This window comes from Actinoplanes sp. NBRC 101535 (assembly GCF_030269225.1).
GTDB classification, from domain to species: domain Bacteria; phylum Actinomycetota; class Actinomycetes; order Mycobacteriales; family Micromonosporaceae; genus Actinoplanes; species Actinoplanes rectilineatus.
The window spans coordinates 746,384-772,563 of sequence record NZ_BSSY01000002.1 but is presented as its reverse complement, the minus strand read 5'-3'; the positions used below and the strand labels follow the sequence as shown (position 1 = coordinate 772,563).

The 26,180-nt window shown below is 68.2% G+C and carries 18 protein-coding genes; 5 read left to right on the top strand and 13 right to left on the bottom strand.

Features of this window, described 5'->3' with window-relative positions; all coding sequences use genetic code 11:
- Positions 1-104 precede the first annotated feature (104 nt).
- A complete protein-coding gene (gene xylB, locus QSK32_RS08560; RefSeq protein WP_285471595.1) occupies positions 105-1,505 on the bottom strand; it encodes a xylulokinase in 1,401 nt (466 codons plus the stop codon).
- A 2-nt stretch (positions 1,506-1,507) separates the two neighbouring features.
- The gene (xylA, locus tag QSK32_RS08555; protein ID WP_045742352.1) at positions 1,508-2,692 is read right to left on the bottom strand and encodes a xylose isomerase; all 1,185 of its coding nucleotides are present in this window, start codon (positions 2,690-2,692) and stop codon (positions 1,508-1,510) included.
- Between the two features lie 74 nt (positions 2,693-2,766).
- On the opposite strand from xylA, the gene QSK32_RS08550 reads away from it, so the two are divergent.
- Positions 2,767-3,897: an ROK family transcriptional regulator gene (locus QSK32_RS08550; protein WP_045742351.1), complete on the top strand. Its 1,131-nt coding sequence runs from the start codon at positions 2,767-2,769 to the stop codon at positions 3,895-3,897.
- A 135-nt stretch (positions 3,898-4,032) separates the two neighbouring features.
- On the opposite strand, the gene QSK32_RS08545 is transcribed toward QSK32_RS08550, so the two are convergent.
- Entirely contained in the window at positions 4,033-5,736 is a 1,704-nt protein-coding gene (locus QSK32_RS08545) for a substrate-binding and VWA domain-containing protein (protein ID WP_285471594.1), read from the bottom strand.
- 237 nt (positions 5,737-5,973) lie between these two features.
- A complete protein-coding gene (locus QSK32_RS08540; protein ID WP_285471593.1) occupies positions 5,974-7,032 on the bottom strand; it encodes a lactonase family protein in 1,059 nt (352 codons plus the stop codon).
- A gap of 93 nt (positions 7,033-7,125) precedes the next feature.
- Here QSK32_RS08540 and QSK32_RS08535 point away from each other — a divergent pair, with 93 nt between their 5' ends.
- The 4 genes from QSK32_RS08535 (at position 7,126) to QSK32_RS08520 (ending at position 9,151) form a co-directional block, all read left to right on the top strand.
- Positions 7,126-7,299 carry a hypothetical protein gene (locus QSK32_RS08535; protein ID WP_157410998.1) on the top strand — a complete coding sequence of 58 codons (174 nt, stop codon included), beginning with the start codon at positions 7,126-7,128 and terminating at the stop codon, positions 7,297-7,299.
- Between the two features lie 82 nt (positions 7,300-7,381).
- Positions 7,382-8,428, top strand: a complete 1,047-nt coding sequence (locus tag QSK32_RS08530) for a LacI family DNA-binding transcriptional regulator (protein ID WP_045742348.1) — start codon at positions 7,382-7,384, stop codon at positions 8,426-8,428.
- A gap of 34 nt (positions 8,429-8,462) precedes the next feature.
- Positions 8,463-8,837, top strand: a complete 375-nt coding sequence (locus tag QSK32_RS08525; protein ID WP_285471645.1) for a type II toxin-antitoxin system RelE/ParE family toxin — start codon at positions 8,463-8,465, stop codon at positions 8,835-8,837.
- Positions 8,834-9,151, top strand: coding sequence for a helix-turn-helix domain-containing protein (locus QSK32_RS08520; RefSeq protein WP_045742346.1), 318 nt, complete (start codon positions 8,834-8,836; stop codon positions 9,149-9,151). Before QSK32_RS08525 ends, QSK32_RS08520 begins: the two co-directional genes overlap by 4 nt.
- Positions 9,152-9,242: 91 nt before the next feature.
- Here QSK32_RS08520 and QSK32_RS08515 read toward each other — a convergent pair whose 3' ends face one another.
- The 9 genes from QSK32_RS08515 to QSK32_RS08475 all read right to left on the bottom strand — a co-directional run bounded on the left by QSK32_RS08515 (position 9,243) and on the right by QSK32_RS08475 (position 26,163).
- On the bottom strand, positions 9,243-9,806 hold the full coding sequence (locus QSK32_RS08515; protein WP_285471592.1) for a hypothetical protein: 564 nt from the start codon (positions 9,804-9,806) through the stop codon (positions 9,243-9,245).
- A complete protein-coding gene (locus QSK32_RS08510; protein WP_285471591.1) occupies positions 9,803-11,014 on the bottom strand; it encodes a WD40 repeat domain-containing protein in 1,212 nt (403 codons plus the stop codon). Before QSK32_RS08510 ends, QSK32_RS08515 begins: the two co-directional genes overlap by 4 nt.
- A 22-nt stretch (positions 11,015-11,036) precedes the next feature.
- Positions 11,037-11,426: a DUF5959 family protein gene (locus QSK32_RS08505; RefSeq protein WP_045742343.1), complete on the bottom strand. Its 390-nt coding sequence runs from the start codon at positions 11,424-11,426 to the stop codon at positions 11,037-11,039.
- Positions 11,413-11,805: a hypothetical protein gene (locus tag QSK32_RS08500; protein WP_157410994.1), complete on the bottom strand. Its 393-nt coding sequence runs from the start codon at positions 11,803-11,805 to the stop codon at positions 11,413-11,415. The genes QSK32_RS08505 and QSK32_RS08500 overlap by 14 nt, the downstream gene beginning before the upstream one ends.
- Before the next feature lie 340 nt (positions 11,806-12,145).
- The gene (locus QSK32_RS08495) at positions 12,146-12,640 is read right to left on the bottom strand and encodes a hypothetical protein (protein WP_045742341.1); all 495 of its coding nucleotides are present in this window, start codon (positions 12,638-12,640) and stop codon (positions 12,146-12,148) included.
- A 203-nt stretch (positions 12,641-12,843) separates the two neighbouring features.
- Positions 12,844-13,416 (bottom strand): suppressor of fused domain protein, encoded by a 573-nt coding sequence (locus tag QSK32_RS08490; protein WP_157410993.1) that lies wholly within the window; start codon positions 13,414-13,416, stop codon positions 12,844-12,846.
- Positions 13,417-13,420: 4 nt separating this feature from the next.
- Positions 13,421-24,304 (bottom strand): LamG-like jellyroll fold domain-containing protein, encoded by a 10,884-nt coding sequence (locus QSK32_RS08485; protein ID WP_285471590.1) that lies wholly within the window; start codon positions 24,302-24,304, stop codon positions 13,421-13,423.
- Positions 24,305-24,710: 406 nt separating this feature from the next.
- On the bottom strand, positions 24,711-25,211 hold the full coding sequence (locus QSK32_RS08480; protein ID WP_052720464.1) for a type 1 periplasmic-binding domain-containing protein: 501 nt from the start codon (positions 25,209-25,211) through the stop codon (positions 24,711-24,713).
- Between the two features lie 166 nt (positions 25,212-25,377).
- A complete protein-coding gene (locus QSK32_RS08475; protein ID WP_285471589.1) occupies positions 25,378-26,163 on the bottom strand; it encodes a hypothetical protein in 786 nt (261 codons plus the stop codon).
- Positions 26,164-26,180 lie beyond the last annotated feature (17 nt).

Here is a 26,180-nt window from a genome sequence, read left to right as displayed (position 1 = left end):
GTCGCGGGTGCGGACCGGACGGCCGGACAGTGGGCGAGGTCGATGTGAACGGATGACGGCGCCACCCCCGCAAGGGCGACGCCGTCATCGTCGGAAACGGCCGGTCAGCGAACCCGGTCGATCACCGCGTTCTGGGCGGCCGCGTACTGCTCACGGATGAGCGGGACGGGCGCGTCCTCGTACACCTCGGGGGTCTCGGCCGACCACGCGGGCGGCGTGTCCCCACCCAGCGCGACCCAGGCGGCCTGCCGGGCCGCACCGTCGGCGACATACTCGCCGGGCGGCGGGACCAGGACCGGCTTGCCGAAGAGCGCGGGTGCGATGCGGCGGACCGCCTCGCTGCGCGCGCCACCGCCGACCAGCACGATCCGGTTGGCCACCGCCCCCTGGACGACCAATGCGTCCAGGCCGTCGGCGAGGGCGCAGAGCATGCCCTCCACGGCGGCCCGGGCCAGGTGGGCCGGGTCCGAGGTCTTGAGCGTGAGTCCGTGGATCGCACCGGTGGCGTCCGGCCGGTTGGGCGTGCGTTCGCCCTCCAGGTAGGGCACCAGGACCAGGCCGTCGGCGCCCGCCGGAGCGGACAGCGCCAGCGTCGACAGCTCGTCGTGCGAGACGCCGAGCAGCTTGGCCGCCGCGTCGAGCACCCGGGCCGCGTTCAGCGTCACCACGATCGGCAGGAACCGGCCGGTGGTGTCGGCGAACCCGGCCACCGTGCCGCTGCCGTCGACCGGCGCGACCGCCGAGGAGGCGAAGACCGTGCCGGACGTGCCGATCGAGACGATCAGGTCGCCGGGCACCGCTCCGGTGCCGAGCGCCGCCGCCGCGTTGTCACCCGCGCCGGGCCCCAGCGGGGCGCCGTTCGGAAGACGCCCGGCGATGCCGGTCGGTGCCAGCACCTCGGGTACGCGGATGCGCCGCCCGAATCCGAGTTCGAGCAGGTCGAGACGGTACTCGTTGGTCTTGGCCGACCAGTAGAGCGTCCCGCTGGCGTCACTGCGGTCGGTCTTGATGTCCGCGATGTCGGTGGACCCGGAGAGTTTCCAGGTCAGCCAGTCGTGCGGCAGGCAGACCAGGGCGACGCGGGCGGCGTTCTCCGGCTCGTTGCGGGCCAGCCAGCGCAGCTTGGTCAGCGTGAAGCTGGCGACCGGCACGATGCCGACCGCTTCCGCCCACTTGTCGCCGCCGCCGAGCTCCTCGATCAGGTCGGCGGCCGCGCCGGCGCTGCGGGTGTCGTTCCACAGCAGCGCCGGGCGGACCACGTCACCGTTCTCGTCCAGCACGACCATGCCATGCTGCTGGCCGGCGACCGAGGCGGCGACGACGTCGTCCAGACCGCCCGCCTCCTCGATCGCCTGCTGCAGCGCGGCCCACCAGGCGTCCGGATGCACCTCGGTGCCATCCGGGTGGCTCGCCCGTCCCTGCCGGACCAGCTTGCCGGTCTCGGCGTCGCGGATCACGACCTTGCAGGACTGGGTGGAGCTGTCGATCCCGGCAACAAGCGCCATGTTTAGCGAGCTCCGAGCAGGTGGTCGATCGCGAGCTGGTTGAGCTTGACGAAGCCGAAGCCCTTGGCACCGACGGCGTCGGCGTCGTAGTCCTCGAACGCGGTGCGGTCGGCCAGCAGGTCCGAGTAGCTCTCGCCCGGGTTCAGGGTCGGGGTCTTGAGCTCGGCGACCTTGCTGGCGGCGAGCGCCTCCTGCACCTCGGGGTCGGCGCGGAACGCCTTGGCCCGCTCCTTGAGCAGCAGGTACATCCGGATGTTGGCCGCGGCCGACTCCCAGACGCCGTCGAAGTCCTCGGTGCGCGACGGCTTGTAGTCGAAGTGACGCGGGCCGTCGTAGACCGGGCCGCCGTCCGGGCCGTTCTCCAGGAGGTCGACCAGGGAGAACGCGTTGAGCAGGTCACCGTGGCCGAAGACCAGGTCCTGGTCGAACTTCGGGCCGTGCTGGCCGTTCAGGTCGATGTGGAAGAGCTTCTTGTGCCACAGCGCCTGGGCGATGCCCTGGGTGAAGTTGAGGTTCGACATCTGCTCGTGGCCCGTCTCCGGGTTGATGCCGAACAGCTCGGGACGCTCCAGCTCCTGCACGAACGCGATGGCGTGGCCGGCGGTCGGGAGCAGGATGTCGCCGCGGGGCTCGTTCGGCTTGGGCTCGATGGCGAAGCGCAGGCCGTAGCCCTTGTCCTCGGAGTACTGCGCGAGGAGGTTGAGGGCCTCACGGTAGCGGTCGAGGGCGGCGCCGACGTCCTTGGCCGAGTCGTACTCGGCGCCCTCGCGGCCGCCCCACAGCACCAGGGTCTTGGCGCCCAGCTCGGCACCGAGGTCCATCTGGCGCAGCACCTTGCGGATCGCGTAGCGCCGCACGGAACGGTCGTTGCTGGTGAAGCCGCCGTCCTTGAACACCGGGTGGGTGAACAGGTTGGTGGTCACCATCGGGACGATGAGACCGGTCTCGTCGAGGGCCTTCTTGAACCCGGCGATGATGCCGTCGCGGGTCTGCGCGTCGGCGCCGAAGGGCACGAGGTCGTCGTCGTGGAAGGTGATGCCGTACGCGCCGACCTCGGCGAGCTTGTGCACGGCCTCCACCGGGTCGAGGGCGGGACGCGTGGCGTCACCGAACGCGTCACGGGCCTGCCAGCCGACGGTCCAGAGACCGAAGGAGAACTTGTCATCACGTGTGGCCTGCAGCGACACGGTTACCTCCGGGAAACGCAGTGGATTTGTTTATTGGTTGAATTATTTGGCGGGGATGTGGCACTGTCAAGGGCGTGAGGGCCCGCCTGTCCACTCGTTCCAGCGCCCCCGTCCGGCAGTCGAGCGTTCGAGCCCATAATCTCGCGCTGGTCCTGCACACCGTGGCAAACAACGCAGATCGGCCGTCCCGGGCCGCCGTCGCCGCCACCACCGGCCTGACCAGGGCCACCGTCTCGGCGCTGGTCGACGATCTGATCGCGGGCGGGCTGCTGACCGAGGTCGGCCCGGCGCCGCGCACCGGCGCCGGACGCCCCGCGGTGGGCCTCGTCCTCGGCGACACCCCGGCCGCCCTCGGTCTGGAGATCAACGTCGACTACCTGGCCGCCTGCGTGGTCGACCTGACCGGCGCGGTCCGGCAACGCTTCGTCGAACGCGCCGACCAGCGGCCCGCCGACCCCGGCCAGGCGCTCACCGCGCTCGGCGGGCTCGCCGCCCGGGCCCGGGCCGGCGCCGAGGCCGACGGCCTGATCCTGGCCGGCGCCGCGCTCGCCGTGCCCGGCCTGGTCACCGAGGACGGACTGGTCCGGGTCGCCCCCAACCTCGGCTGGCAGGACGTCGACGCCCCGGCGCTGCTGCGCGGCGCCCCGGCACTGGCCGACCTGCCGATCGCGGTGGACAACGAGGCCAACCTGGCAGCCCTCGGCGAGCTGCGGGTGACCGGCGGCGACCCCACCTTCCTGTACGTCTCCGGCGAGGTCGGCATCGGCGCGGGCCTGGTCCTCGGCGGCGAGCTGTACCGCGGGGTACGCGGCTGGAGCGGCGAGATCGGGCACCTCACCGTCTTCCCGGACGGCCGGCTCTGCCGGTGCGGCGCCCGCGGCTGCCTCGAGCAGTACGCGGGACAGGAGGCACTCGCCGACGACGAACAGCTGGCCGCGTCCGCCCTCGGCATCGCCCTGGCCGCGGTGGTCAACCTGCTGGACGTACCGGTGATCGTGCTCGGTGGCGCCTACGCACCGGTCTTCGAGCGTCTCCGCGACGGGATCGGGACCGAACTGCGGCAGCGGGTGCTCACCGCGGGCCTCGCCCCGGCCGAACTGCGCCCGGCGGCCCTCGGAGCGGACGCGGCCATGCGCGGGGCGGCGGACGCCATCATCCGAGGGGTACGCGACGATCCGGCCGACTGGCTCCGCAGAGCGGGATGACGCCTTTTTCGCCGAAGCTGGGCGCGTTCACTCGTACCCCTTAAGAAACGAAAGCAAACCGCCGGGAGTGACCCGGCACAAAAACGGCCGCCGCCCGTGAGGGCGACGGCCGTCAATGCACGGTGTGACCATTCTCTAGTTCGCGCCGGTACGGCTGCCGATCGCCTCGAAGAAGATGTCACCGATCTTGGCGGGGTCCTCGGCGATGAAGACGCCGGAGCCGGGCACCACCTTCTGGATCGTCTCGAGCTCGGCCTTGTTGACCTCGTTGCCGATGCCGATGAGCACCAGGCGGATCGGCTTCTTCGGATCCTGGATCTTCTCGAGCTCGGCGAGGAGCTTCTTCTGCGTGATCCCCGCGTTCGAGTCCTCACCGTCGGTGAAGAGGATGACCGAGTTGGCCTTGCCCGCCTGCCACTGCTGCTTCACGTAGGAGTACGAGGCGAGGATGGTGTCGTAGAGGCCGGTCCCGCCGTCCTTCACCGGGGTCAGCTGGTCGATCGAGGCGTTGAGCTCGGCCCGGCCCGAGGTCAGGGGCTGGATCGGCTCCAGTTCCTTGTACGCCTTCTTGCCGTCCAGCTCGGTGGAGAAGCGCCAGACACCGACCGCCCACTTGTCGCTGAACAGCCCGAGGCCGAACCGTGCCGCGGCCTGCGTGACCTTCGCACGGGTCGCGCCACCGGCGGTCGGCACCGCGGTGGTCATCGAGCCGGAGACGTCGAAGACCGCCAGCACCCGGCCGGGCCGCGTGGTCGCCACCCAACTACCGATCACGCGACTGAGCGCGGCCGCGTCGGTGCCCGCACCGGCCGTGCCGCCCACGTCGCCGCCGGCCGCCGAGGCGGCGACCGCCGGGGAGGCCTGGGGTGCGCCGATCGGGGCCTGGAAGGTCGAGCCGTAGGTGCCGTCCGGCGCCCGCAGGCCCGCCGAGCCCAGCCTCTCCTTGAACACACCGTCGCTGAGCTGCGCCAACAGACCGTCCGCCGCCTCCGACTTCTGCGCCTCGGTGACCTGTGGCATCACCGCGTACGGGTAGTCGAGCGGGGCCGGGCTCGGCTCGAGGTAGGCCGCGGTGAGCCGCACCGGGGGACGCTTGGCGTTGTACGCCACCACGTCCTCCTCGGACAGCGGCGCCGCGTTCAGGCTGGTGGCGAGGTCGTCCGCGGTGTTCGAGTTCGGGAAGCGCTGCAGCAGGTCCTCCCGCAGGGCCGAGCTGTTCTGCGCCAGCGCGGTCAGTGCCTGGGCCTTCTTGCGCAGGCCGGCCTGGTCGGTGCCGGCGACCTGACTGAGCACGAGAAGGCTGGTCAGGCCGGACGCGTCCTTGGCCGGGTCGACGATGCCGACCGACAGGCTCTTGTCCGTGCCGAACTGCGCCAGCAGGGTGTCCCAGGTCATCTTCTTGTCGGGCAGGCCGAACTGCTCGGCGACCGGCTCGGGCAGGGCCAGCACGACCGGGCTCTGCGCAATCGAGGAGATCTTGGGCGGGATGAAGCCGGCGGCCTCCTTCTGCAGGCGGAGCAGCCAGGTCGAGGAGTCCGGGATCCACACGTCCGGGATCTGCACCGCGTCGGGCGCGACCCCGAGACCGGCGAGGGTCACGTTGTGCTCGCGGGAGACCGCCCCGGCGATGCTCGCCGGGTTCTCCTGGGTGACTTCGACCGCGACACAGGTGCCGGAGACCTCGGCGCCACTTCGAACCCATTGCTGCGCCGCCTGCTCGACGGCAGGGGCTATCTCGGGAGCGGCGGCGACGGTCAGCTTCACCGCTCCGGTGCAACCGGTTGCGGCGAACTGCTGATAGCCGAGCCAAGTCCCGGCAATTACGACGACTATCGCCATCGCACCCCCGACGACGCCGGCTCCCTTTGCTTTGAAATTTCTCCGATGGCGGCCAGACACGCGATCCATAGTGCGCATCTCCGAAGCTGAATGCCATATACGTTCGGCCGAAAATTACTCGGATTGGCGTTTTCCTATCCGAATAACACGCTCCGTGATCATCTTGTCTCGGTACGTGTCGGCCGCCGCCGGATTTCGCCCGCAAAGATCACGCACGGGCGCGGAGTCGGATGTCGCCTATGACCTGATCATCGGAGAGTGCCACCGGAGCAGACAGGTCGGACTGGGCTCACCGACCGGTTCGCCCTGCAATCCGGGGATACCGGTCTCCGGATCGACACGAAAGACGGTCACATTGTGTGATCTTTGATTGGCTACGTAGAGGTGATCTCCAAGAAGGGCCATGTGCCGCGGCCAGACGCCCCCGGTGGGCACCTCGGCGATCAGCGTGGCGGCCGCCCCGTCCCAGGCGAAGGCCGAGACGGTGTCCGGACCGCGGTTGGCGACATAGACGAACCGGCCGTCCCGCCCGATCAGGATCTCGGACGGATAGACCTGACCCCGCGAGGTGCTGGCCTCGACCGAACCACGGCGCTCCAGGGTCGGGCCACCGGCCGGGGCGTACCAGCCGACCGTGCCGGACAACTCGCCGGCGAGCAGCAGACCGCCATCCGCGACCCGGGTCAGGTGCCGGGGACCGGTGCCGGGCTCGGCCACCACGGCCTCGACCGGCGAACCCAGCCGTCCGGACACCGGGTCCAGCCGCGACCGCCACACCCGGTCCGAGCCGAGGTCGGAGATCAGCACATCGGCGCTGTTCGGATCCGGGACCACCTGATGGGCGTGCGGGCCGGCCTGCCGCTCGGCGTCCGGCCCGGAACCGCTCAGGGTCAGCAGGTCGCTGCGCTCCCCCGGGACACCGTCGGCGCCCAACGGGAACACCGCGACCGAGCCGGTGGCGTAGTTGGCCACCACCAGGTGCCGGCCGTCGCCGGTGACCGCCAGATGGGCGGGGTCGGAGCCGCCGGTGGACCGGGTGACCAGCGGGACCAGTGAGCAGTCGGGGGCGACCGCGAACGCGGTGATCGTGCCCTGGTCGAGTTCGTTGACGGCGTACAGGACGGGGTGGCCGGGGTGCCGGGCCAGGAACGAGGGGGACGGGGTCCGGGCGGCCAGGCCCAGGCGGGTCAGCTCCCCGGTGGACGGGTCACGGCGGGCCAGCGTGATGCCGTCGCCCTCGCCTCCCTTGTCACCGGTGTAACAGCCGACGAAGACGTACTCATCGTTCGATCCCATGCCCCGATCCTTACCACACCCGCATGGCATGTCTGGCATCTTGACCGGTACAGAGAGCCGTGGTTACTGTACCGGTACAGAAGGGAGTCGGTCATGGAACTGCCCACCGCGTACCTCTCCAGCCTCCGCGACATGAACCGTGAGGTGCTCAGCGCCCGGCCCGACGCGCCGGTCGTCCCGCACGTCGAACGCACCGCCCGCGCCCCGCGCATCCGCCTGTCCCTGTCCCGCGTCCTGCACCGCGCCGCCATCGCCGTCGCACCCTGAACCTTCCTCCACACGGTCGTGCGGCCGTCTCCCCCACCGTCCGGCGGGCGACGGCCGCACGACCCGGAGCTACGGTGAACGAATGCCCCGGGTGACACTGCAGACCATCGCCGATCAGGTCGGCGTCAGCCGGATGACCGTGTCCAACGCCTTCTCCCGGCCCGACCAGCTCTCCCCCGCCCTGCGCGAACGGATCCTCGCCACCGCACAGGACCTCGGCTACGTCGGCCCCGACCCGACCGCCCGCGCCCTCGCCAAAGGCACCACCGGCGCGGTCGGCATCCTGCTCACCGACTCGCTGCGCTACGCCTTCAACGACCTGGTCGCCGGGGTCTTCCTGACCGCCATCGCGGAGGAGCTCACCCCCACCGGCCTGGCCATCACCCTGCTCACCTCCACCGGCTCCGGCGACCTGATCCCGGCCCGGGACGTGGCGATCGACGGCGCGCTGGTCTACTCGTGCGACCCCACCTCCGAAGCGGTCTCCTGGCTGCGGCGGCGCAACCTGCCGATGGTCTTCGTCGACCAGGTGCCCGCCGACGACGTGCCCAGCGTCAACATCGCCGACAGGGAAGGCGCCCGGGCCGCCGCACGGCACCTGCTCGACCTGGGCCACCGGCGCATCGCCATCGTCACCAACGGGCAGAACGGGCCGTACGGGTTCGTCAGCGCCGCCGACCCGCACGCCGAGGGCTACGCCTCCCGCGAGCGACGCCTCGGCTGGCTCGACGAACTCCGGCCGGCCGGCATCGACCCGGTCATCGTCCGGCACCCCCTGGAGGCGACCGAGGACCTCCGGCGGGACGCCCGGACCCTGCTTGGCGGGGCGGACCGGCCGACGGCGGTGCTGTGCTTCTCGGACGTCACCGCGGTCGCGGTCCGGCAGGCCGCGGACGACCTCGGGCTGCGCGTGCCGGACGACCTGTCGCTGGTCGGCTTCGACGACGGGCCGCTGGCCACCCAGCTGCAGCCCGCCCTCACCACCGTGCGGCAGGACGTCGCGGAGAAGGGACGGGTGGCAGCCGCCGCCTTGATCGAGGCGATCCGTCAGGGACGCAACGATCCGGCCCCACAGGTACGCCTGCCGACAACCCTGGTGATCAGGGAAAGCACCGCGCCGCCGCGATGACCTCCGGCACCAGCGATCATGTTTACCTTTCGCTATACTCGGCGGGGTTGCGGCCGATGAATGGAACATCTTCCTCGTCGATGAGGTCCGCGACTGGATCGACGATCTCGACGCTGCTGCACACGAGCGCGTGGTGCAGGTGCTCGACCTGCTGGCCGAGGTCGGGCCGGGACTCGGCAGGCCGCTGGTCGACACGATTCACGGCTCGACGATCGCCAGCCTCAAGGAACTTCGCCCCGGTACCGTACGCATCCTGTTCGCATTCGACCCTTGGCGCTGCAGCATCCTGCTCGTCGCCGGCGACAAGGCTGGACGTTGGAACGAGTGGTACACCGAAGCCATCCCCCTGGCCGAGCAGCGCTATGAGGTCTACTTGAAAGAACGCAGCGAGGAGGACGGCACGCCATGAGCAGCTACACGCGGTGGAGCGACATCCGCGCCGAGCATGTCGAGCGGGCCGGCGGCGAGCAAGCGGTCGAGACCGGCAAGCAGGAGCTGCTCGCCACCGTCGTCGGACACCGGCTCGCCGAGATCCGCCGCTCCCGCAACCTCACCCAGCAGCAGGTCGCGGACCGTATGGGCGTCACCAAGGGCCGCGTGTCCCAGATCGAGCAGGGCAAGATCTCCGGTCAGGACGTGCTCGCTCGTTATGCCGCGGCTCTCGGCGGCCAACTGCACCAGGCGATCTATTTCGATGACGGCAACATCGCCGCCATCGCCTGACTTCACGGATCCGGCATCGACCGCAGGATCTCAGCGATCAGCAGCTCCTCGTCTGCCCGGGAACACCGCCTCGGCCGGCTCATCCTGCGGGTCAGCGGGCTGCCGTGAGGGAGCGTGCGGCCTCGAGGATTGCCGGGTCCAGGAGGAGTGGGACGGGACACTCGATCAGGTCGAGCCACTCCGGTCTACGCGCGGTACCGGCGTTGACCCGCCGCCGGGTGACCTCGCCGCCGCGGATCAAGGGATAGCGGTCCGTCAGGCGCAGAGTTTCCAGTACTCCGGTCAGCGGGCCTTCGACGTCGATGTCCAGCAGCGCGACAGTGGTGCCGGCGAACAACGCGGGGGCCCCGACGTCGAGCATGCGCGCGTTCGTACCCCAGAGGTGGAAGGCTTTCCGGGGTTGGCCGTAGTGCAGGCGCCATCCGTCACCGGCGATCCAGACCGGCCACCTCGTCCGGTAGTGATCGCTGACAGCGTCGGCCCATTCTGCTGCGATTCCGAGGTCGGACAGGCAGGAGACGTGACAGAAGCCGGGAAGAACGTCGTCGCGGGCGACGGCGTAGGGCTCGACAAGCCAGTCGTGGCCGGGGAGTCCGAGCACCACCCGGTCGCAGAGCGAGCAGACACGAGGGAACCGCGCGTGGTGCACGCTCACTCCGGGAACTCTCTCAGGATCTCGGTGACGAACAGGGGCTCCTCGTCCCGCATGGTCCTGATCAGGGGCACGTGGGGACGGACGAGATCCCGGCAGGTCTCGCCGAGGTCGCGCTCCCCGTGATGGCTCTCCCCGGAGACGGCCGAGAGCAGGATGTCGAGCATCGTCCGTCGCGTCACCCCGGTGCTGGACGGCAACGCGGCCAGGATCATCCGCGTCACCGGGACGATCGCCGAGAACAGCAACCCGCCCACCTCGATGTCGTCGAGCAGACCCGCACCCTCCGGGTTCCGGCCCGCCAAGAGACGATCAAAATCTTCGGGTACGTGCCGCGGCCCACGCCCACACACACAGTTCAGGGTCCGCCAGTCGCCGGCCGGCAGCACCCGCGTCTCGTCCACTCCCCACGACGCGATCTCGCCGCCCCCGTCGACGGCCACCAGCCGGGTGCCGGTCTCGTCGAAGCCGAGCGCCCGGATGTGACCGCCGAGCACGGCGTAGTCCGCGACCGGTGACCAGTCGCCGGTGTCCCACAGCCGGACGCTCCGGTCCTGGCCGCCGGTGGCCAGCCGCCGTCCGTCCGGGCTGAACGCGACGGCCAACACCCCGTCCAGGTGCTGCCCGAAGGTGTGGGTCTGCCCGGTCCGCAGTTCGTGGGTGTGGAGGTTCCCGTCGCCGTCCCCGAAAACAAGGTGCTCACCGGAGGGGGAGAACGCCAGCGCACCCACCCAGCGCGGGCATCGGCCGAGATCCGTGATCAGCTCCCCCGACGCGACGTCTCCGATCACCACCCGGCCGTACTGCCCGCCCGCGGCGACGAGACGCGCGTCACTGTCGAGGGCGACGGTCCGGATCGCGTTCCACGGCATGACGTCCCGGCAGTCGATCACGGTCGTCGCGTCAGGGCCGGTGACGTACAGTTTGCCGTCCTTGCCCGCGACCGCAAGGTGCGCTTTTATCGCATTTTTCACCATTTCGATGGCTCGCGCCGATGCGGGAAAGGCCTGAGGCCAGCCGGACACCGTGCCGTAGGCCCACGCCGTCACCACCTCACCGGCGGGTGTGACAACCACCGGCCCGGCGGATGATTCACCCCGGTCCTCGTCGGCGAGCACCGCCCCGGTCGCGACGTCCCGGACCAGACACCGCCGCCCGTTCTCCACCACGGCCACCACGGACCCATGGGCGCCGATGGCCGCGTGGTCCACGAACGGCACTCCGTCCAACGGATCAGCCCGCCAGGAATCGGGTCAGACGTGCCCGATGGTCTCCGATCCAGTCGCCTTCGAGGGCGATCGGGATCCGCACGGTGACCATCGAGAGGGATTCGTCGTCGACTTCGACGTCCGGGCAGTCGCGGGCGCCGTCCAGAAAGACGCGAATCGTCGGGCCGTTGTGCCTCGCCATCCAGGCGATGTCCTCGCCGGCCGCCAGCCTGTCCAGCGCCGCCGCCCATTCCTCGAACTTCGAGGGAAACAACATCAACAGGGTACGCCCGGAGACGAACATGCTACGGACAGCGATCTCCGCTTCCCAGAGCGTGGGGCTCTCCGCCGCCAGAACGGTCACGACGACCTCGTTCTCGTCGTCGGACAGACGGATCAGTTCATAGGGAAACATCGGAGATCACCAGGCAGATTTCTGTTGCTTCCGCCCAGTCGTCGGCGAAGACGGCCACCGTCACCGGGTCCGTGCTGACCGGGTAGCGGTAGGCGAAGTCGTCCCCGACCACATCACCGACCTCGACCAGGAGTTCCGGGGCAGTCAGCTCCCCGGAGAACATCCGCACGAACCCGTCCGGGGCGTCCCGCCTCGTGATGGAGACGGCGAGCCGCCCGATGTCGTGGTGCACGACGGACACAAGTAGACATCCGTCGGTGGCGGCGGTCATGGCGTGGTCGATGTCCAGCTCAGGGGTCGGGCTCCCGGACCCCACCCCTTCGATCCGCAGCACGCCCCAGGGCACCCCGCACTCGAAGGAGTCCACGTCACCGATCACGCACCGACCCTAGCCGCAGGAAGGCCGGCCAGTTCGGCGCGATCTGCTCGATGTTGTCCTCGGTCGGCGGTTCGCCCTCGTCCGCTTCCTCCTCGTGGTCCCAGAACCAGACGGTCCCGCGTCCGCATCTCGCAGAGAAAGCGCGAAGAGATTCCCGTAGACGTCAGCTCCCCGAAGTTCTCGATGAACTCCCGCAGCACAGGCCGAACCTCGTAGCCTCCGGCTTCTAACCTGCGGCAGGCGTCCGCCACATCCAGGTCGGTCACCCGCACACCGATCAGTGACGGAATGCCACGCAGCGACGACGCGAAATCGGCGCGCACTTTCCGGACACTTCCGATCAGGACGGATACCGGTCCGGCTCGAACCCGCCGAGCCGAGGCAACTTGATCGACCCGTCCAGCAACTCGACCAGGATGATCAGCCGCTGCCCCATGAGCAGGCGGTCGTAGGAGGCGAGTTGCAGGATGTCCAGGAAGTCGACCGCCCATTTCGCGTCGGCGGAAAATGCCTGGTCGAAGCCTCGAATAACAAAGAGCAGTCCGAGGCCTCGGCCAACCTCCAAGTCTTGGAGCATCCCGTGCAGGGAGTTCAAATTCCCCGGCCCGTACTCGTAATGCGAGTACATCGGGATCGCACCGATGAGGCTGTTCGAGAAGGACACCAGCGACACACCGTCATACACGGATTCAGCGACCGAGTACCCAAGCTCGGACAGCCGCTCGACGAACCTCGCCAGGGTCTCGGGATCAGCACAGACCGAGACGCCACCCGCGCGGATCAGCTCATAGTCGAACTGCCCGCAGATAGCCTCCGCAAAACTGAACGCCGACATCGCGTCTCTACTCCTTCATCCGCCATACCGTCATCAGCGGTGCAGAACAGATGCTGCCACAGCTCGAGGGCGGTTTCCAGGGCACGCCGCAGCAAGTAGGAAGGCACTGTTTTCGCTGACAGAAACGGTTGGCTGGCGAACAGGGATCAGAGATCGGCGAACCGCAGTCGCGCATTCCTTTTCGCCGGATCCCTTCAGAGAGTTCAGCTAACCAAATCTCTCGCGAAATCCATCAAGTCAGGATCCCGCTCCACTAACCTCTGCTCGAACTTCTCCCAACCCTGCTCCGCAACGATTCTTGCCTCGTCGGCAGCAATGGGAATCAGCCACACGATGGCGACCGATTTTCCATCCTCCACCACGACCGACTTGAAGTCACCGTCATAGTAGACCGGCAACGCCGCATAAAGATGAGTGAATCTTTCTCCCAAAACGAGACCATCGGGCAATTTCACCACATCTCCACGCAGTACAACTTCGCGAGAATCGACGCATTTCGACCAAATGAATTCGAACACCCCCAGCAGAGAGTCACGCACGGTCTCATTCGAACTGCGTACAGCAGAAATAAATTCGATGAAGAAGTGCCTGCTGTGACCGCGTTCATGCAAGGGCAACTTACTCAGCCCCAGCGTGGAATAGCCGGCGACGCCAGCAAAGACGCCGCCGGCGAAGCAGCCCACATTGAAGGTCGGAAGACCCTCCTGAGGCGACCCGGACCAGCTCATTTCAAGCCGCCCCAGGCGACCCTCAAGATGATCTACAAGTAAAGGCACCCGCTCACACTACACCGTCCTGACGGTTGCCAGCACCCCGGTTACACGGAATGCATTCAATCCGAATATCCTGATTATAAAGATCCAACGCCTTCGCGCGATCGTTCGGATACCAGCGGTTTGTGTGAGCAATGGGATAATGCCCCAAGTCGCCCGTCTTCTGATCACCGGACGGATTCTGGAAGACTTCACCAACACAGTTCGGACCCTGCCTCGGGCACATAATTCCACCTGTAGGACCGGGCGTACCGCTCTTCCAGGCCTTGTCCACCGTATCCGAACGGAAACTTCCTCGGCTTGAGTTGAAGCCGGTTGCATTGGTTCCGCGCATGAGGCCCTGATCATTAAGTTCCCCAGCCACCAGTCCATTCGGATTCGGAAGGAAGTGACCTCTCGAATCGGTAGGACTAAACCCTTCTTCACATCTACATCCCGTACCGTGACCTGCATCTTGATTGCCACAGTTGTGGACAAGAACGGGTTCGTCACCAGCAAGTACGTAGTACGTATGGACGACGGCGACCGTAAGGTCGCGCATCTCCTTGCTGTCCTCGTAGTTACGGACGCTCTGAACGGTGACGGTTCCCTCGCCGATGACCTTGAGCTGGTCGCCCGGCTCCAGATTCTCAGCGTCGGTCCAGGCCTGATCCGTCTCGTTCCAGAACGGGTGGTTTTGAGTGGTGTTGAGGACCGTGGACTTACCGTCCTGGTCGACGACCGTCAGGTCCGTGAACTCGTGGTCGGTGTTCAAGTGCAACTGAGTGACCTGCTGCGACGTCGACTCACCCGACTCCGGGTCAGTGGCGACGACTTCGTCGCCCACGTTGACGTCCTCGATCGGGCGCTCTGAACCGTCGGCCATCAGAACCGGCGTATCGGGATCGAAGCTGTGCTTGGGCTTCCTGGTGTTCGGGCAGGAGGCGCCGCCGGTGAAGTTCAGGCCGAGGCTGATCGTGCCGGTGGCCATTTGCAGGCCGCCGCCGGAGCTGCCGCCCTTTTTGCCTCCGCCGGTCAGGGCGCTCATGCCGGGGACCATGCCCATGACCGCGGCCTTGGGGTTCACCCGGCCGGTCGTCACCGCCTGGGTCACGACGTCCTCGACGCCGTTTTCGACGGCCTCGGTGGCTACGCGGCCCATCAGGCCGGTGCCGACCTTGCCGGCTACCAGGGTGCCGACCTTGCCTGCGATGGCGCCGCCGGCGCCGCCGGCCAGGCCGGAGAGGGCGCCGGTGCCGAGGGAGCCGAGGGCGTCGCCGATGGAGTGGATGTCGCCCTGGGCGGCGTCCTTCGCCAGGTTGATCAGGGCGCCGGCGCCGACCATGCAGGCCACCGCGCCCACGCCGGCCGTGACGGCCGTGCAGGCCAGGCCGGCCACCACGCCGAGGCCGATGGCGGCCACCTCGAGGATGGTGTCCTTGTGTTTGACGACGAACTTGGCGGTGGCTTTCGCCGCGTCCTTGATCGCCGCGACCGGGTTCTTGACCACCCGCTTGGCGACGGCCTTGACCAGCTTGCCGGCTGCCTTGGCCTTCTTGACGACGGCCTTGGTTATCTTGGCGGCCTTCTTGACGGCTGCCTTGACGAACTTCTTCGTCGCCGCCTTGACCTTCTTGATGGCCTTGTGGACGTACCGCTTGGCTTTCGAGACCGCCTTGGCGACCCGTTTGACCGTCTTGTGGACGGCCTTGACCACCTTCTTCGCCGCCTTGTACGTGCTCTTCACGACGGTCTTGGCGGCGTGGTACGTGCTCCGCGCGTAGCTGTAGGCGGAGGCCGTGTACGAGGAGACGTAGCTGGTGGCCCGGGACACCGTCGACGAGACGGAACGCACCGCGCTCTTGATCATCGAGCTGAAGCCCCAGTGACCGGTGGGGTCCATGGTGGTCAGCGGGTTGGCGTCGCCGTACTGGTAGCGGTTGGCGGCGACCGAGTTGCCGACCGGGCTGTTGGAGGCGGTGTCGCGGGTGTCGAACTGGCCGGTGTCGACGTTGTACCAGCGGGCCATCATGTTGACCCGGCTCGTCGTCGTGTCGGTCCACTCCGACTGATAGCCCAGGCTGCCGATCATGCCGCCGGCACTGCCGACGACCTTGCCCAGCGGGTCGTACACCACCGAGGCGTCCAGGGACGCGCCGGTCGCGGTGAACTGCCCGACCAGGTCACTGTGCAGATCGGTCCAGGCGTACCGGGTGCCGGCCTCACCGGACTCGGCGAGCACCTCGTTGGCCGCGCCCCGAACGTACGTGGACTGGCCGTCCGCGGCGAGGTCGTTGTCGCTGCCCGTGTACGAGAAGCCGTCCTTGACAACCCGGCCGAGGGCGTCGTACTCGTACTTCTGGACGGTTCCGCCGGATGCGGCGGCCTGGGAGGCGACCTGGCCGAACGCGTCGGTCTTCGTCTCGGCCGAACCGGCGTACCGCAGCGAACCACGAGCCGTGTACGTGTACGTGGATCCGTCACCGGTCAGGAGGCGGTTCCGGGCGTCGTAGGTGAAGAGGTGGTCGCCGTTCTGGAGCCGGTTACCCGACTTGTCGTACGCGTAAGCGGTGGTCTTCGACCCGTCGTTCCACGAGGTCAGACGGTCCGCCAGGTCGTACGTGTACGTGTTGCTGATCGCCGCCGCGCCGCCGAAGCCGGTGGTCTTCTTCGAGACCATGCTGTCGTTGGCGTTCCATCCGTACTCGATCTTCGCCAGCGAGGCACCCGATGCCGACGTCAATTCGTCGCCGGTCAGACGCTGCTGCGCGTCATAGGTGAACGACCGCTTGTTACCCGTCCCGTACTGGACCTTGGTAACGGCGTTGAGGTTGTTGTAGGTGTACGTCTGGTCGACGTTCTTGTCGGCGTTCGACGTCTTCGACAGTCGGCCGGCGGTGTCATAGTCGAACTTCGTCGTCCCGGCCGCGTCGACGCGGGACTTCAGCGACCCGTCGCCGGTGTAGGTGAAGGCCGAGTCGCCCGAGGTTCCCTTGATCGACCGGGGCATACCGCGGTCGTCATAGGTGATCTCGTTCGAACCCCGTACCCCGGAGAATTCCTTGATCCGCCCACCGGCGTCGTACTGGAACTCACGGTCGACCGTGTCGGCCTCCGCGCCCGCGCCCTTCTGGCCGGTGAGCTGGCCCAGGATGTCGTAGCTGTTGGTGACGGTCACGCCGCCCGGCTGGATCTGCTTGACCGCCCGGCCGCCCGCGTCGTACACGGTCGTGAAGGTGCGGTCGGCCAGTGCCGGGTGGGCCGCCGTCTCCGGCTCGATCTGCGCGTCGCGCAGACCCCAGGAGTTGTACGAGGACCAGAACGCGTTCTTCCGTCCGTCGGTGAACCGCGTCTGGTTGCCCTCCAGGTCGTACCCGAAGGACGTCTCGATCGCATCCGAGCCGTTGATCGGCTGCCGTTCCGCCACCAGCAGGCCGGTCGCGTCGTACTCGTAGGTGCTCCGGGTGCCCCGGGCGTCGGTGACGGCGATCGTGTTGCCGGCCGCGTCGTACTCGGTGCTGGTGCCGCTCAGCCGCGCGCCGGCGGCGGAGTAGGAGGCCGCGGCGACCGGCTGGCCGACCGCGTCGTACGTGGTGGTGCTGTAGCTGTTGTCGGCGAGGATCGTCTTGACGACCTGGCCCAGCCCGTCGTACTCGACCTTGGTGACGTTGTTCGCGGCGTCCTTGACCGACACCGGCTCGCCGAGGGCGTTGTACTCGGTGGTCTGGCGGATGCCGTCCGGCGAGACCACACCGGTCTGCCGGCCGTACTGGTCGTACTCGTTGGTCGTGGTGTAGGTCTTGCCGTCCTGCCGGACCAGATCGCTGCTGGTCACCTGGCGACCCAGGTAGTCCCAGGTCATCGAGGAGACGGCGCCGGTCGGGTCGGTGGTGGAGAGCAGATCACCGACCTTGTCGTACGTGTAGGTCGTCTCCCTGCCGTCCGCCGCGACGGTCTTGGACATCCGGTCGAGCTGGTCGTACTCGAAGCGGGTGACGTTGCCCATCGGGTCGGTGATCGTCTTCGCCTCACCGGATGCGGTGTAGGTGTAGATCGTCTCCGGGGTGATCGGCGCCGAGCCGTCCCGCGGTGTGTAGGTCGGCGCCCGTTGCAGCGTCGGCCGGCCGTCCGCGTCGTAGTACGTCACGGACCAGTTGCCGAGGGCGTCCTTGGTGTCGGTGACTTCGCCGTACGTGTTGTACCCGGTCCAGGAGACCGCGTTCGCGAGGGACGCGCCCTTCTCCAGGGACTCGGCCATCGCGGCGGGTGCGGTCGTCTTCTCCGCGCCGCCGTTCTGGTCGTACGTGGTGTAGCTGGTGTGGCCGTTCGGGTCGGTCACCGAGGTGACGTCGTCGTTCTCGTCGTACGTGTAGCTGGTCCGGCTGGTCCGGTTGTCCGCCGCGGTCAGCGTGCCCGCGGCGAGCGCGGTGACCTCGGTGGCGCTCAGCGCCCGCTGGTAGAGCTGGACGTCGCTGAGCCCACCGGCGAGGAAGTCGCCCTTCGCGCCGTTCCAGTCCGCGGCGCCCAGGATGATCGAGCTGTTCGCACCGAACGCCTTACCGGTGTCGGTGCCCTCGGCCTTGCCGTTAACGTACAGGCGCAGCATGCCGGCCGTCGCGTCGTAGGTGCCGGCCAGGTGGGTCCACTGCCCGGCCACCGGGGCGGTGGTGGACTTGGCGACGTTGATGGCCGACGTGTTCGCGGCGTCCGCGCCGACCGTGGCGAACCGCCAGGCCTTCTGACCCTCGTCGTAGGAGAGGTCGAACGGCGACTGCTGGTCACCACCACCACCGGACACCATCCGCTGGGTCCAGCCGGTGGAGTACAGGTTCACCCAGGCGGAGACGGTGAAGTCGCGCCGGGTGTCGACGACCGGTCCGGTGGTCGTGATCGATGTCTCGTCGCTGAAGTATGCGGAACCGCCGCGCTCGGTGCTCCAGTAAACACCGTCCCTGGTGGTCAGCGTGCTGTTGCCGGCGCTGTCCGCGAGCCGCGTGCCGGTGCCCTCGTTCAGCTTCCAGCGCGCGACCGGACCCTGATCCTTCGAGGGGTACGAGGTCTGCGCGAGCACTCGGCCGGCCTTGTCATACAGGGCCTCGATCTTGGAGAGGACCGTGCCGGAGGCGTCCTTCTGCTCGACCCGGACGACCTTGTCGTCGACGTCGTAGGTGTTGACGGTGGTGCGGTTTAGGCCACCGGGGTCGGACGTCGTGGAGGTCTCCCGCCCGGCAGCGTCCCAGGTGTGCGCGACGACGGTCCGGCCGTTGTTGGTGACCTCGGTGAGGATGTTGCCGTCGGCGTCGTAGGAGTTGTCCTCCAGGACGAAGGACTCGTCGCCGTTCGACCGGACGGTCTTCGCCGGAAGCCCGTTGTCGGTGTACGTGTAGGTGGTGACCCACTTCATCGCGTCGATCTCGGTGGAGAGACGTCCGGCGTTGTCGTAGGTGTTCTCCTCGACCAGGTGCTTCTCCGGCGACGAGGGGTTGTTCGGGTCACCGGTGTAGTCGTGCAGCCACGTCTTGACGACGTTGCCGGCCGCGTCGTACTCGCTTGAGGTGACCGTGCCGTCCGGGCTGGTCTGCAGGGTCATCCGGCCCGAGGAGTCGTACGCGAAGGTGGTGGTCGCCCCGCCCGGCGTGGTGGAGGTGATCTCCTGGCCGTACCCGTTGTATCCGTGCTTCTCGACCCGCGGGTCGTCACCGCCGGTGGTGTCCTCCTCGCGCTCCTCCAGGACGTTGCCGTCCGCGTCGAAGACCGTGGTGGCGAGCTGGGTGTGCACCGCACCGGTGACCCGGTTGGTGATCGGCGGGTCGAGCTGGGTGACCAGCCGGTCCATCCGGTCGTAGGTGTTGGTGGTGACGACCCCGTCCGGGTACGCGCTGCTGACCTCGGTCTGGGTCACGGCCCGGCCGAGCGCGTCGTAGACGAAGCGGGTGATCGCCCCGTTCGGTTCGGTCACCTGGGCGACGTCACCGGACTTGAAGTAGGTGACCGACTGCCGTGCGCCGCCCGCCGTCACCATGGTGAGCGGCAGGCCGGCGGGCGGGGTGCCCCCGTCGGCGGCAACGGTGGTCGCGTCGGTGTACGTGGTCCGGGTGACCCGTCCGAGCGCGTCGGTCACCGCCGTCTGGTTGCCCTTGGCGTCGTACTCGTTGGTGGTCAGGTAGGTGTTGTCGGTGGCCGACGACGAACGACCGTCCCGGGTGGTGAGCAGCAGGTCGTTCTTCGGGTTCGGGGTGAGCGTCTTGGTAGTGGCGTCCGGGAAGTACGAGAAGTACACCGACGAGCACTTCTTGGCGTTCTGGTCCTGACAGGTGATCGACTGGATCGTGTTGCCCCGGACGTCCTGCAACGTCTGGGTCAGCACACCGTTCGGGTCGTACACCATGTTGGAGAAGCCACCGACGTCGTACCCGTACTGCGTGGTCTTGCCCCGCTCGTCGGTCTGCGCGACCATCCGGTTGCCGTTGACCAGGTCGAAGTGCGAGATCTGGGTGGCCTTCGCCGGGGTGGTGACGGTGACCTGGGAGACCGGCATGGCGATCGCCTTGGCCGTCCCGGAGATCATCGTCATGGCCACCGGCACGGTCTGCTTGACCGTCTCGACGTGGTCGACGATCTGCGCCTCGGTCAGCGTGCTGTCGTAGACGGCGGCCTCGGCGATCGCGCCCGGCCACCAGCCGATGTCCGCGGTGCCGTGCGACGGCCAGCCGCCCGACCAGCGGCCGGTGCCGATGTACGCGTGCTCGGCGCCGTACGCCACCAGTGCACCCGACTTGGTGTCGACCTTGGCACCGTCGAGGTACAGGGTCTGCGAGTTGGTGGTGGCGGCCAGTGCGACGTGGTGCCACTTGCCGTCGTTCACCGTCTTGGTGGTGACCGCCTGGTTGGCCGTCGAGCCGGTCCAGAACCCGCCGCGCAGCTTGCCGTCGATGCCGACGTACAGCGCCGGGGTCCAGCCGCTGGTGGTGGCCTCGTCGGTCGGCTGGATCTGCGAGGCGTAGAGGACACCGCCCTTGGTGGAACCGGACGGCATCTTGAACCACATCTCGACGCTGTGCGGTCCGGTGCCGGGGATGTCCTCGGTCGGCAGCTCGATGTACGACGAGGTCCCGTTGAACTGGGCGGCGGTGGTGTCCGCGAACGGTCCACTGCCGGTGGTGCCACCGAGCGTCACGTCGTTGTAGACGGCGGTCCCGCCGGCCACCTCGTTGACCGCCTCGGCGGCGTCGGTCTCGGTGAACCGCCAGTAGTCCCGCGGCTTGGCGCCGAGCACCGCACCCGCGTACACCAGGCTGCTGCCGACGACGCTCGGATCGCTGAGGACCCAGTCGCCGCCGTTCTCGTCGGTCACCTTCGCGACCCGGCCGGAGACCGTGTCGTACGCGACCTTCGCGGTGACCCCGCCACTCGGACGGACCACACCGGTCAGCACCGGCTGCGCGGTGGTCCCGGACTGGGCGAGGGACGCTGCCATCCCGGCGGTGACGGTCTGGTTGAAGAACGCCACGTCGGAGATCTGGCCGGTGAAGTAGGTGGCCTTGGCCGGAGTGACACTGGTGTTGGCGTGGTCCGGCCAGCTGTTGCCGACGTACCCCGCACCGACGTTGATGTTGGCGAACGAGCCGTTGGCGAACGAGGCGATCGTGCCGGTCAGCGCCGCACCGGTGGCGGCGCCGTCCAGGTACAGCCGCTGGCTGTCGCCGTCGCCGGCCAGCACCAGGTGGTGCCACTTGTTGTCGGTGACCGCGATCGTCGAGGTGATCGGCGTGGCCGCGCCCATCCAGAACTCGCCGCGCAGCTTCCCGTTCTTGTCGATGTACAGCGCGGGCGTGTAGTTGCTGGTGGTGGTGCCCTTGCTCATCGGGTCGGCGTTGTAGCTCAGCAGCACACCGCCGGCGGTGGCCGTCTTGAACCACATGCTGACCGACTGGTACTGACCGTCACCGATCAGGTTCGCGGGCAGCTGGGCGTACGAGCTGGTGCCGTTGAACGTGGCCACCGTGCCGGTGCTGCCGGCCAGCGGTCCACCGGCGGTACCGAGGGTGACCGCGTTGTACCGGGCCGAGTCCTTGCCGGCGTTCGCCAGCACCCGGCTCTGCGCCACGGTCTTGCCGGCCGCCTCGTTCAGCGGCCAGTACGCGGTCGGGTCGTTGTTCAGGACCGTGTTGCCGTGCTGCGAGGTGGCGGCGTACTCGTACTTCCAGCACTTGGTGTAGTCGTTCGGCTGGCACACCTCGGTGAGCTGGTCACCGGTGTACGAGTACTTCCAGGTGTTCGCACTGTCCGGGTTCGCCGCGTCCACCCGGTCGGTGGCGATGGTGGCCACCCGCGGGGCGGTCCCACCCACCGGCGTCGACCAGGCGACGGTCAGCTTCCGGCCGGAGGCGCTGGTCAGCATGGACGGGTTGCCGTCCGTGCCGTACCCGATGGTCAGCGAACGACCGTTCGCGTCGGTGACCGCGGTGAGCCGGAAGACACCCGAGCCGGCCGACCGCCCGAAGGTGTAGACCGTGGCGTCCTTGTCGGTCAGCGTGTACCCGGTGACCGTGGTGCCGCTCTTCGTCTCGACGAAGGTGGAGAAGCGACCGGACGGCGGAACGTACGTGCCGGTCGAGGTACGGCCGAACGCCACCTCGGAACCGGTCGGGTAGGTCACGCGTACCGATTGAATGGTGTTCGCGGCATCGACCACCTGCGACGCCTTGGCGTCGAGAATGCTCGCCCAACCCACGCCGAAGGCGGTGTTCCGCCGGGTGTCCAGGCTGTTGTAACTCCGCTCGATCGCCAGCGACGGGCCCACCGTCGCCACGTTCGCGTCGGTCGCCGACGTCGTGTAGTTACCGATGCTGGAGTCGAAACCCTTGCCGCCGTTCTGCGCCAGGTTTCCGGTCACCACCGGCTGCGGAACATTCGTCGAGAACGCGTACGCCGGCGTGTAAGAACCGTAGCCGACCTGGTCATAGGGCCGGACCGTGTACAGGTAGGTGCTGTTCCAGGACAGCTTGCCCGCCGGAACCGTCCAGGCGCCGGTCACCGCCGGCGAGGTGACGATCGTCTTGCCGTCGGTGTCCAGCACCGTGAAGACGTAGGTCAGACCCTTGTTCGGCCACTTGTCCGCATCCGAACCCTTGGCCAGCAGCTCCGGGGTGAGCGTCGACAGCACCGCGTTGTTCGCCGGGTACCGCACGTTGACCTGCGGGAGCACGTTGTTGCTGTAGGTCAGCTCCAGCACCGGCTTGTACGTACCGGAGCTGTGGTTCGCCGAGGTGAACCGCTTCCAGGCGTAGCTGTCGGTCTCCGACGCGGTCAGCGCCAGACCGTAGTTGGCCTCACCCTTCGACCAGCCGTCGATGACAGCGGCGTCCAAGTTCACCGTGACCCACTTGCCGACGCTGCGGTTCGCGGCCGAGTTGGTGCAGGCCGCGCCCGGGTCGGTGACGGTCAGCGTGCCGATCGCCGCCGAGTAGGACGGCGACTGGCTGACCGACGTCTTCGTGGCCAGGTCCGCGACCGTCCACTTCTCGGTGCTCTCCCGCACCTGGAACACCCGGTCGGTGTCACAGCTGTACGCCCAGGTCAGGTAGAGCTTCAGCTTGGCCGCGGTGATCCGCTTGCCCTTGAAACCGTCGGTGGCGAAGTCGTCGAAGTGGATGAACGAACGCGCCTTCGTGGTGCCACCGTTGTACGTACCGACCGGCAGGTTGTCGCCGTTGTTGTCGGTGCTCGAGTCGTTGTCGATCATCACGTCACCGGTGGTGCCGGTGGTCTGCGTCGGGTCGACCCGTACCGGATAGACGCGCGCCGGGTCGTTCAGCCAGGCCCGGTCCGCCTCGACCTTCAGGGCGGAACCGCCCTGGTATTCGATGATCTCGAAGGCGACGGCGGTCGACTCGGCCGGCGAACCCGACTTCGGGTCGACCAGCGAGTCCTTCATCGAACCGCGCGGGAACCAGGCGACCGCCTTGCCGTCCTTGTTCAGCAGCTCGATGCCACCGTCGGCAGCAGCCCGCGGGGTCAGCCCCTTCAAGGTCAGCGGGAAGATCCAGGAGTTCGCGGCCTGCGGCGACTGCAGGACCATCGTCTCCTTGATGCCGGAGTCGAAGGTCTCCAGTTCGAGGTCGGTCTGCGGCAGGATGCCGGGGTAGGTGGCGACGTTGCCGTCGACCCGCGCGGTGACCGGGGCGGCACCGACCAGGGAGTATCCGACGCTCTCGCCGGTGGGGAGTTCGAGGTTGGAGAGAAGGGTCCCGGTCTCGGCCTCGGCCTCGGCCTCGGGGGTCTCGCTCGGGCTCGGAGCCGCGCTGGGGCTTTCGCTCGGGCTCGCACTGGGGGCCGGCGTCACCGCCTCGGGGATCTCGACCGCCGTGGCGACCGACGTCTCCAGGCTGTTCGCGGCGGCGTGCAGACGGCCGTCCGACTGGCGCTCCAGGTCGACGTCGATCGGCTTCCACTCGCCGTCGCCGTCCTGGAAGTTCACCGGGCGCGGGTACGTCTTCGTGGTGACCGAACCGTCGGCGTTGTCGAAGACCTCGGACCGCTGCGTGGACAGGCTCTCGTCCTGCTCACTGGTCTTCTCGTCGAAACCCTCGACGATCTCGCCGGTGGTCTTCTTCGGCTTGTTCGGGTCGTACGGTTCGTACGCGTCGAGCGCGTTCTTAACCGGCGTCGCCGCCCGCCCGGCGCCACCCGGCTCCTTGGTGTCGTCATAGGTGGCGTCCCGCCCCTCGGCGGAACCCTCCTGCTGCTCCGGTGCCGGCGGCGGCCCGGCCAGCAGCGGCCTCGCCTCCAGCAGCGACAGAAGCCAGGAGACCGGAAGCTCCGGTTTCTCCACGGCGCCGACGGGTGCACCCACCGTCAACGCAAGAACGATCGCGGACAACACCGCGATCCGATTCGTACCCCGGCGCATCGCCGAATCCCCCCGCCAACATCAACAGCGGGGAGCAGTGTGCACGATCAGGTGACGCTACGAAAGATCTTGAATACTTAAATGGATGGGCGACGAACCCTCGGTGACCGATAGCGGATCTTCGACAGCCGGAGAGTGATCACCGTGACCACTCCCGGCCACCATCCCACTACTCTCACGCACCACGTTGGACAATGCCGCCACCTGCGACGATCCCCTTACCCTCCGGAGAACCTCCGGGCCAGGACGCCGCCCCGACGATCCGGAAACCCGTTCGAGGTGAGAGGTCGGTCACATCGAATACGTGGCCCCGAGGACGTTCCCACTGGTAAACACTCAGCCCACCCCAAAACGACCTTGGGCGATGACAGGTTCCTCACAGCCGAACCGCGCATGCTCGAGGGTTTCACTCGGTTGCCGAACGCAACTCCTCGGCAACCAGATCGTGAACGCGGGCCGTCACCTGCGCGGCATCGGTCTCGTCGACCCGGACCACGTTGGACAGGGCCCGGTCCTGCGACGACCCGATCGCGACGAACCTCGTTCGGGGGAACTGGCCGGCGAACCGGACCACCGCGTCTGCCGGGGCCGCGCCCGCGGCGAGAACCAGATCACAGTCGCCCTGCACCAGAGTCGCCAGGAACGTCGAGGCGTTCTCGCTGGTCTGCGGGCCGTCCACCTCCAGGTAGCTGACCTTGCCGCTGGTCTCCGTGGAGGCTTGCTGCATGCCCGCCCACACCGGCACGACCGCCTCGTCCACCACGCCCGCAGCCGGGGTGAGCAGGCACGCCGACGCCTCGGTGTAGACGCGGGACCGCGGATCCGGCCGCTCGGTGCCCGGCCAGAGTGCCCAGGTCAGCACCCCGGCGGCCACCAGCACACCGGCGGCGCCGGCCGCCCACCACACCGGCCGACCCGGAAGCCGTCGGCCGGAACCCCCGCCCGTCGTCGCCGAACCGTGTAACCGCTTGTCAACCCGTCCACCCAGCACGGCGCAGAGCGTACCCACGCCGTCAAGCCGAGGGTGGTGGCGTGGACCCCCGTCGCTCCACGCCACCACCGGTCCGGGTGGATCAGCCGGCCACCGTCTCGTAGACGACGTCCGGTGCGGCGATCACGTTCGACGGGATCCTCGGCGCGGCCGCCTCGCCGTACCGGTCGTAGGTGACCCGGTAGGTGACGGTCTTCTTCAGCCGGATGGTGACGGCCGCCGTCCGCAGCCGACCCTGGTCGTCCACGGTGGCCTCGAACGGGGCCGACTTCGCCGCGTCGCCCAGCGCCGCCAGCTGCTTCTCGTCGATGATCTCCGCCTCCATCGAGCGGCTCAGGTCGGTGGTGCCGGCGAAGTGGCCCGGGCTGGTCTCGGCCAGGCCGGCCGACGCCTCCACCAGGGTGCTGACGAAACCCGGATCGGTCTCACCCCGGTAGGTCACGTCCTCGGCGATCTCCGGGCTGAGCCGGGTGCGGTCCAGCTCCATCCACTTCTTCGGGAACTTCGGCAGGTCCACGCCGTCCGGCACGTCGGTGAAGGCGATCTTCACCCAGGAACGGTCGGCGGTGAGCACAGCCTTGGTGGTCAACCGGATGCCGCCAGCATCGGCGATCTTCTCGCTGTACTCGACACTGGCGATGCCGCCGGCGATGTCCAGCACGCCCCGCTGCGGCATGGCGGTGCCTCTCACCGCGTACCGGAAGATCGGGGTCTTGTCGTGGGGGACGGCAGCGAGCAGCGATTCGGCCGGGGTCGGCAGTTTCGCCGCCTTCTCGACGACCTCGCCGACGGTGCCGCATCCGGTGAGGACGGTGCCGGTGAGGGCCGCCGAGGCGAGCAGAGCGATGCGTACGGTCCGAATGTTCATCGGTCCACGTCTCTTTC

What these genes read in the sequence shown, in the direction of transcription:
- xylB (WP_285471595.1), bottom strand. Translation starts at nt 1,505, where the DNA reads ATGGCGCTTGTTGCCGGGATCGACAGCTCCACCCAGTCCTGCAAGGTC.
- QSK32_RS08545 (WP_285471594.1), bottom strand. Translation starts at nt 5,736, where the DNA reads ATGGCGATAGTCGTCGTAATTGCCGGGACTTGGCTCGGCTATCAGCAG.
- QSK32_RS08540 (WP_285471593.1), bottom strand. Translation starts at nt 7,032, where the DNA reads ATGGGATCGAACGATGAGTACGTCTTCGTCGGCTGTTACACCGGTGAC.
- QSK32_RS08535 (WP_157410998.1), top strand. Translation starts at nt 7,126, where the DNA reads ATGGAACTGCCCACCGCGTACCTCTCCAGCCTCCGCGACATGAACCGT.
- QSK32_RS08530 (WP_045742348.1), top strand. Translation starts at nt 7,382, where the DNA reads ATGCCCCGGGTGACACTGCAGACCATCGCCGATCAGGTCGGCGTCAGC.
- QSK32_RS08520 (WP_045742346.1), top strand. Translation starts at nt 8,834, where the DNA reads ATGAGCAGCTACACGCGGTGGAGCGACATCCGCGCCGAGCATGTCGAG.
- QSK32_RS08505 (WP_045742343.1), bottom strand. Translation starts at nt 11,426, where the DNA reads ATGTTTCCCTATGAACTGATCCGTCTGTCCGACGACGAGAACGAGGTC.
- QSK32_RS08495 (WP_045742341.1), bottom strand. Translation starts at nt 12,640, where the DNA reads ATGTCGGCGTTCAGTTTTGCGGAGGCTATCTGCGGGCAGTTCGACTAT.
- QSK32_RS08485 (WP_285471590.1), bottom strand. Translation starts at nt 24,304, where the DNA reads ATGCGCCGGGGTACGAATCGGATCGCGGTGTTGTCCGCGATCGTTCTT.
- QSK32_RS08475 (WP_285471589.1), bottom strand. Translation starts at nt 26,163, where the DNA reads ATGAACATTCGGACCGTACGCATCGCTCTGCTCGCCTCGGCGGCCCTC.